Origin of the sequence: Bacillus sp. 7894-2 (genome assembly GCF_002272225.1) — a bacterium.
Taxonomy (GTDB): Bacteria; Bacillota; Bacilli; order Bacillales; family Cytobacillaceae; genus Cytobacillus.
Window position 1 is genome coordinate 1 of record NZ_NPDG01000036.1, and the last position, 8,272, is coordinate 8,272.

At 44.9% G+C, this 8,272-nt stretch carries 6 protein-coding genes; 5 read left to right on the forward strand and 1 reads right to left on the reverse strand.

Features of this window, described 5'->3' with window-relative positions:
* Positions 1-45: 45 nt before the first annotated feature.
* A complete protein-coding gene (locus CHI10_RS06355; RefSeq protein WP_095243473.1) occupies positions 46-1,254 on the forward strand; it encodes a M20 family metallopeptidase in 1,209 nt (402 codons plus the stop codon).
* A gap of 156 nt (positions 1,255-1,410) precedes the next feature.
* On the opposite strand, the gene CHI10_RS06360 is transcribed toward CHI10_RS06355, so the two are convergent.
* Positions 1,411-1,686: an alpha/beta-type small acid-soluble spore protein gene (locus tag CHI10_RS06360; RefSeq protein WP_095243474.1), complete on the reverse strand. Its 276-nt coding sequence runs from the start codon at positions 1,684-1,686 to the stop codon at positions 1,411-1,413.
* 151 nt (positions 1,687-1,837) lie between these two features.
* Here CHI10_RS06360 and CHI10_RS06365 point away from each other — a divergent pair, with 151 nt between their 5' ends.
* From CHI10_RS06365 to CHI10_RS06380, 4 genes are all read left to right on the forward strand, one after another.
* Positions 1,838-2,074, forward strand: a complete 237-nt coding sequence (locus CHI10_RS06365; RefSeq protein WP_095243475.1) for a DUF2198 family protein — start codon at positions 1,838-1,840, stop codon at positions 2,072-2,074.
* Positions 2,075-2,468: 394 nt separating this feature from the next.
* A complete protein-coding gene (uvrB, locus tag CHI10_RS06370; RefSeq protein WP_095243476.1) occupies positions 2,469-4,448 on the forward strand; it encodes an excinuclease ABC subunit UvrB in 1,980 nt (659 codons plus the stop codon).
* 7 nt (positions 4,449-4,455) lie between these two features.
* Positions 4,456-7,332: an excinuclease ABC subunit UvrA gene (gene uvrA, locus CHI10_RS06375; RefSeq protein ID WP_095243477.1), complete on the forward strand. Its 2,877-nt coding sequence runs from the start codon at positions 4,456-4,458 to the stop codon at positions 7,330-7,332.
* A 131-nt stretch (positions 7,333-7,463) separates the two neighbouring features.
* A complete protein-coding gene (locus CHI10_RS06380) occupies positions 7,464-8,177 on the forward strand; it encodes a DUF459 domain-containing protein (protein WP_286137206.1) in 714 nt (237 codons plus the stop codon).
* Positions 8,178-8,272 lie beyond the last annotated feature (95 nt).

The following is an 8,272-nucleotide window of genomic DNA, read 5'->3' on the forward strand; positions in this document are numbered from 1 at the left end:
AAACCCAACTGATTGAAGTTTCACTTTATAAAAGGAGGAACAATGATGACGGCACCTGTAAAAGCACTATCCGAACTGAAAGAAGCGATCAGGAAGAATGTTGATGATAACAAGGAACTTTACCTTTCTGCAAGCCACCAGATCCATGCAAACCCGGAAATAGGAAATGAGGAGTTTTTTGCCTCAGGCTTGCTATCAGGCATTCTTGAGAAGGAAGGGTTTGAAGTAGAGCGGGCAGTAGCCGGGCATGAAACAGCTTTCCTGGCCCGGAAAAAATCCGCTAAACCGGGGCCGTCCATTGCATTCCTTGCAGAATATGATGCTCTTCCCGGATTGGGCCATGGATGCGGCCACAATATCATAGGTACGACAAGTGTGGCAGCGGCCATTGCATTGAGCAAGGTTATTGATGAGACCGGAGGAGAAGCAGTAGTGCTTGGAACCCCGGCAGAAGAAGGCGGGCCAAATGGAAGTGCAAAAGGAAGCTTTGTGAAGCATGGCTTGCTTGATGGCATTGATGCCGCCCTCATGGTTCATCCGTCAAACCATACCCGTCTGACCAGTTCATCACTGGCCGTTGATCCGCTTGACTTCGAATTTATCGGCAAGCCTGCCCATGCAGCAGCTTCACCGGAGGAAGGAATCAATGCCCTTGATGCAGTTATTCAGCTGTTTAACGGAATAAATGCTCTCCGTCAGCAATTGAAGGATGATGTGCGAATCCATGGAATTATTACTCATGGCGGGGATGCACCAAATATTATCCCTGAGTATGCAAAAGCCAGATTCTTCATCCGTGCTTCAACCAGAACAAGTTTAAATGAGGTAACACGGAAGGTTAAAGCTGTCGCAGAAGGCGCCGCACTGGCAACAGGAGCTAAGCTGAATGTCATTGCTTTTCAAAACGAAGTAGATAACCTGCTGTTAAACAAGACATATGACCAGGTGTTTAAAGAAGTGATTGAAGACTTGGGGGAAACCGTAGTGGAAGGGGACCGGGATGGAATCGGTTCGACAGATGCCGGCAACATCAGCCAGGTGGTGCCAGCCATTCACCCTTATATTAAAATTGGTGCGGATGATCTCGTTGCTCATACTGTTCCGTTCCGGGAAGCAGCCGCATCTGCAAAAGGAGATGAAGCGCTGCTTACGGGAGCGAAAGGACTGGCACTCACTGCCTTCCAGCTGATAACGGAACCGGAACTGCTTAAATCCATTAAACAGGAATTTCTAGAACGAAAAGCTGCTGAATAAGAACAAAAGCTATCCTTTTGCGGGATAGCTTTTCCTCTTTATTGTGAGAGTTTTCCTCATATTTAAGGGGTGTTTCCCTGGTTTGCTGAGTCTTTTCCTTAAATCAAGTGTTCGTTTCCCCAATTTCACCATTCTTTTCCCAAAGTTCACATTTGCCTACTGTTCCTTCATCCGTTCCTGTGCTATCCGGATAAGTTCCTTCACCATGCTGCCGCCAATCTTTCCTCCAACAGTTCCTGCCTGTTTGGATGTAAGCCGGCCATTATAGCCTTGCTTCAAAGGCACACCTGCCTCCTCAGCAATTTCATATTTCACTGCGTCAGGATTTTCTCTGTCAACATGATATCCCTGGTTCGCCATTACCTGATTTTTCAGCTGGTCCAATGCACCTCTTGATTCCGGTACTAGCGGGCGTCTCTTTCTTCTGGCCATGAAGCATTCCTCCATAAAAAGTTCATTTTTCTTATTATGTGAAAGAACGCTTGGAATAACACTGAAAAAACTTGTACATCCTCCGGTGAAAAGCTATTCTAATGGTAGAAACCTTGAGTTTTTTGTGAAAAACCAAAAGAAGGTGTTTTAAATGGGGTTAAAATACTTGTCAGCGCTTCTGCTTCCTGGACTGCTGGTATTGTTTTTTACAAGAGTCAGCTATAATCGTGTAATCGGGCTGGTGCTGACGGTGGGACTTATTGCTGCTTCTGTATATAAAGGCTACACCAATTCATTTGCCCTAATCGTTATAGACGCATTTTCACTGACTGTCGGGTTTTGGTATGCCCAAAAATTAAAGCCGAAAATAAAGCCAAGTGCGGAATAAATTTTGCAGAGCCTGTCGAACAAACCTTTCGACAGGTTTTTTATTTAATTATTTAACAGCTGTTTTTAGGCATCCGTCATATCAGCTTTTAATGGAATTCAATCAAACGTTTGATTAAACTTAAAGCAATCAATCAAACGTTTGATTAACCTTTCTTCGACAATCCCCTCAATATTTCGGCATATTTCCCAAGCAATATTTTCTTAGCAAAAACAGAAAAACGAATATCCGTTCGCATATTATTGGTTTGTTTTAGGCTCTTTGTGGTAGAATGATGATATGAGTTTTGAGTAAAAAACTGACAAATCAGCTGCGCATCCCGGATTTTAAATTATTTCAATGCTGGTTTGTGTTTAATATATAGAAAAAAGCAATTTGAACGGGAGGCTTTTAGGTGAAGGATCAATTTGAATTAGTCTCAAAATATTCCCCGCAGGGCGACCAGCCGCGGGCAATCAAAGAAATAGTGAAGGGAATCAATTCCGGCAAGAAACACCAGACACTTCTGGGTGCGACAGGAACGGGTAAGACCTTCACGATTTCGAATGTCATAAAAGAAGTAAACAAGCCGACGCTTGTTATTGCACATAATAAAACACTTGCAGGTCAGCTATACAGTGAATTCAAGGACTTTTTTCCAAACAATGCGGTTGAGTATTTTGTCAGCTATTATGACTATTATCAGCCTGAGGCGTATGTGCCTTCGACAGATACTTTTATTGAAAAAGATGCAAGCATCAATGACGAAATTGATAAGCTTCGCCACTCGGCTACTTCCTCCCTGTTTGAGAGGAATGATGTCATTATTATTGCCAGTGTCTCCTGCATATATGGTTTGGGATCGCCTGAAGAATACCGAGAAATGGTGCTGTCCTTAAGAACCGGAATGGAGATTGAGAGGAACCAGCTTCTTCACAGGCTCGTTGACATCCAGTACGAGCGCAATGATATCGACTTCCAGCGCGGTACCTTCCGTGTACGCGGAGATGTTGTCGAGATTTTCCCGGCATCACGGGATGAGCATTGTATCCGTGTAGAATTTTTCGGAGACGAAATAGACCGGATCCGTGAAGTGGATGCCCTAACAGGTGAAATAATGGGTGAACGTGAGCATGTGGCGATTTTCCCGGCATCCCACTTCGTAACGCGTGAAGAGAAACTGCGAATCGCCATCCAGAACATTGAAAATGAACTGGAAGTGCGCCTGGCTGAATTAAGAGAAAACGATAAGCTTCTAGAAGCCCAGCGCCTCGAGCAGCGGACCCGCTATGACCTTGAAATGATGAGGGAGATGGGTTTTTGTTCCGGCATTGAAAACTACTCCCGTCATCTTACGTTAAGGCCTCCTGGTTCAACACCATATACCCTTCTGGATTACTTTCCGGAAGACTTCCTGATTGTGATTGATGAATCGCACGTAACTCTGCCGCAAATACGCGGGATGTTTAATGGTGACCAGGCAAGAAAATCCGTGCTTGTGGACCATGGTTTCCGTTTGCCTTCAGCGATGGATAACAGGCCTCTTACGTTTACCGAATTCGAAAAGCATGTGAAGCAGGCTGTCTTTGTTTCGGCAACTCCCGGCCCTTATGAGCTTGAGCATACACCGGAAATGATTGAGCAGATCATCCGCCCAACCGGCTTGCTTGATCCTACAATTGATATCCGTCCAATCGAAGGTCAAATTGATGACCTCATTGGCGAAATCCAGGATCGTGTTGAGAAAAACGAACGTGTGCTTGTCACCACTTTAACGAAGAAAATGTCTGAGGATTTAACAGACTACTTAAAGGAAATCGGCATTAAAGTTCAGTACCTGCACTCAGAGGTGAAAACGCTTGAGCGGATTGAGATTATACGGGAGCTTCGTCTTGGCAAGTACGATGTGCTGGTCGGGATCAACCTTCTGCGGGAGGGACTGGATATTCCTGAAGTATCCCTTGTTACCATACTTGACGCTGATAAAGAAGGCTTCCTCCGTTCGGAACGTTCACTCATCCAGACGATGGGGCGTGCAGCACGTAATGCAAACGGCCATGTCATCATGTATGCAGACCGGATTACGGACAGCATGGAGAAAGCCATCAGTGAAACAAAGCGCCGCCGTTCCATCCAGGAAGAGTACAATGAGAAGCATGGCATCACGCCAATGACTATTCAGAAGGATATTCGCGATTCGATCCGTGCAACCCATGCGGCAGAAGAGCAGGAAGAATACCAGCCGTCAGCAAAGCTCGGCAAGCTGAACAAGAAAGAGCGCGAGAAGCTGATCGGCGATATGGAAAAAGAAATGAAGGAAGCGGCCAAATCCCTGAACTTCGAAAGGGCTGCCGAGCTTCGTGATTTAATATTAGAGCTGAAAGCGGAAGGATGACGTAAAAATGGCGATGGATAAACTGATTGTAAAGGGTGCCAGAGCCCATAATCTGAAAAATATAGATGTCACCATTCCAAGAGATAAGCTTGTCGTCCTGACCGGACTTTCAGGTTCAGGTAAGTCCTCTCTGGCCTTTGATACGATTTATGCAGAAGGGCAGCGCCGCTATGTGGAATCATTATCTGCTTACGCGCGGCAATTCCTCGGCCAGATGGATAAGCCTGATGTGGATGCGATTGAAGGCCTGTCACCTGCCATTTCAATTGACCAAAAAACGACTAGCCGAAATCCTCGTTCCACAGTGGGAACAGTGACAGAAATTTATGATTATCTGAGATTATTATTTGCACGGGTGGGACGTCCCACCTGTCCGATTCACAATATTGAAATCTCCTCACAGACCATTGAGCAAATGGTTGACCGAATTATGGAATATCCTGAGAGGACAAAGCTCCAGGTTATGGCTCCCCTTGTTTCCGGCCGAAAAGGGACCCATGTAAAAGTGTTCGAGGATGTGAAAAAGCAGGGATTCGTCCGTGTACGTGTCGATGGAGAAATGATGGATCTCGGTGAAGAGATTGAGCTGGAAAAAAACAAAAAGCATTCTATAGAAGTAGTAATCGACCGGATCGTCGTAAAAGAAGGCGTAGCGCCAAGGCTTGCAGATTCATTGGAAACTGCTTTGAATCTGGGCAATGGCAAGGTGCTTGTGGACGTCATTGGGGAAGAAGAACTGTTATTCAGCGAGAACCATGCCTGCCCTCAATGCGGATTCTCAATCGGTGAGCTTGAACCAAGAATGTTCTCATTTAATAGTCCATTTGGTGCCTGTTCGGAATGTGATGGATTAGGCTCTAAGCTTGAGGTTGATGTTGATCTGGTCATACCCAATAAGGATCTTTCATTAAAACAGAATGCCATTGCGCCATGGGAACCGACAAGCTCTCAATATTATCCTCAGCTGCTTGAGGCCGTCTGCAATCATTATGGGATTGATATGGATATGCCGGTGAAGGATATGCCGGAACACTTGCTTGATAAAGTTTTATATGGATCCGCCAAGGACAGCATCTATTTCCGATATGAAAACGACTTTGGCCAGGTTAGGGAAAATTATATTCGTTTTGAAGGTGTCATCCGCAATGTGGAGCGCCGCTATAAAGAAACAAGCTCTGATTATATCCGGGAGCAAATGGAGAAATACATGGCCCAGCACCCATGTCCTTCCTGCAAGGGCTACCGTCTGAAGCCGGAAACACTTGCTGTGCTTGTATCCGGAAAGCATATTGGTCATGTAACAGAATATTCGATTGAGGAAGCATTCAGCTTCTTTGAGGATCTGACACTGTCTGAAAAAGAAATGAAGATTGCCAATCTTATTTTCCGTGAGATTAAGGAAAGGCTGGGTTTCCTCCTCAATGTCGGTCTGGATTACCTGACATTAAGCAGAGCAGCGGGAACTTTATCCGGTGGTGAAGCCCAGCGTATTCGCCTGGCCACACAAATCGGATCGCGACTGACAGGTGTACTCTACATTCTGGATGAGCCTTCCATTGGCCTGCATCAGCGGGATAATGACCGTTTGATTGATACGCTCAAAAATATGCGTGATATCGGCAACACCCTGATCGTAGTAGAGCACGATGAAGATACAATGGTGGCTGCCGACTATTTAATTGATGTGGGTCCGGGAGCAGGAGTTCATGGAGGGCAGATCGTCTCAGCGGGTACGCCTCAGGAGGTAATGGACGATCCAAACTCCCTGACAGGTCAATATCTGTCAGGCAAGAAATTCATTCCGCTTCCAATTGAGCGCCGCAAGAACGATGGACGCTTTATCGAAATTAAAGGGGCTAAAGAAAACAATCTTAAAAATGTGAATGCTAAGTTCCCGCTCGGCACCTTTATTTCTGTTACGGGTGTATCCGGTTCAGGAAAAAGTACGTTAATCAATGAGATTCTTCATAAAGGGCTTGCCCAGAAGCTTCATAGAGCCAAAGCGAAGCCTGGTGAGCATAAGGAGATAAAAGGTATTGATCACCTGGATAAAGTCATTGATATTGACCAGTCTCCAATCGGGCGTACACCCCGTTCCAACCCGGCAACCTATACTGGCGTGTTTGACGATATTCGCGATGTATTTGCGTCAACCAATGAAGCAAAAGTGCGGGGCTATAAAAAGGGGCGCTTCAGCTTTAATGTAAAAGGCGGACGATGTGAAGCATGCCGCGGAGACGGAATCATTAAGATTGAAATGCACTTCCTGCCTGATGTGTATGTGCCATGTGAAGTCTGTCATGGCAAGCGCTATAACAGGGAAACACTTGAAGTTAAATACAAAGGGAAGAATATTTCCGAGATTCTTGATATGACAGTGGAAGATGCACTGGAGTTTTTCGAAAATATTCCGAAGATCCGCCGCAAGCTGCAGACGATTTATGATGTTGGCCTGGGCTACATCACATTGGGGCAGCCTGCGACCACATTGTCCGGCGGTGAAGCGCAGCGTGTCAAGCTCGCTTCCGAATTGCACCGCCGTTCAACGGGCCGCTCCCTATATATTCTTGATGAACCGACAACAGGTCTTCATGTTGATGATATCTCCAGACTGCTTGTGGTTCTTCAGCGTCTGGTTGAGAATGGGGATACTGTCCTGGTTATCGAGCATAATCTCGATGTCATCAAGGCAGCCGACTATATCGTCGACCTAGGGCCAGAGGGCGGAGATAAGGGCGGCACCATTTTAGCCGCAGGTACCCCGGAGAAAATTGCGGAAGTTCCGGAATCCTATACAGGCAAATATCTTAAGCCGATTTTGGAAAGAGACCGTCAGAGAATGAAACAGCAAATTAAAGAAAAAGAGGGCGTGACAAACGCTTAATTACAGTAAGCAGTACCGTTTTGGTACTGCTTCTTTTTTATGGAAATGAGATTAAACCACCGGGATGCGGGGTAAAGAACATGCGTCTGTGACAGCCATCAATTATCTCAACCAAGAAAGGAACATACACTATGAAAAATAAAATCTACCTTTTAGCAGGCATTATTCTGTTAGGGATCGGCGTCTATCTTTCCATCACATTCCTTGGAGATGAGAAAAAAGCGGAAAGCAGCCAAACGATTGTTGCTTTTGGGGATTCACTTACCTATGGATATGGTGATGAAACGGAAGAGGGGTATATTGGGAGGCTGCAGAGCAAACTGGATAAGGAATATCAGGATAAAAATTACCGCATAACAAATCATGGTGTGTATGGCTATAAATCTTCTGATGTTCTCCAGCAAATGCTCAAACCGAAAGTGGCAGAGGATATCAAAAATGCAGATATGTTTATTGTATATATAGGCACAAACGATTTGCTGAAAAGCAATGGCGGGGATCTGTATCCGCTCCACCACGAAAATCTTGTTGAAGCTAAAGACATATATGAAGATAAACTGAATGGCATACTGGAAACACTGGAAACCGCCAACAGTGATGCACCTGTTATCCTGATTGGACTATACAATCCTTACCCTGACGGCGACCAAATTGAAAAATATATTGACCATTGGAACAAATCCATCAGAAAGAAAGCAGAAGAAGATAAACATATCACCTACATTTCCACCAATGAACTGTTCAAGGGAAAAAACAAAAAACAATACTTCGCTGATTCCCTTCATCCAAACGGAAAGGGATATGAGCTGATTGCTGATAAAATTATAGATAATTACTCATTTTAAGTTCTTGGCTTTTTACATTCTTATAAAAAGTGCTTCTACCAAGACTTTGTTTTCTTATATACTGTGATAAAGCTAATATGATATTTTTGTGTGTT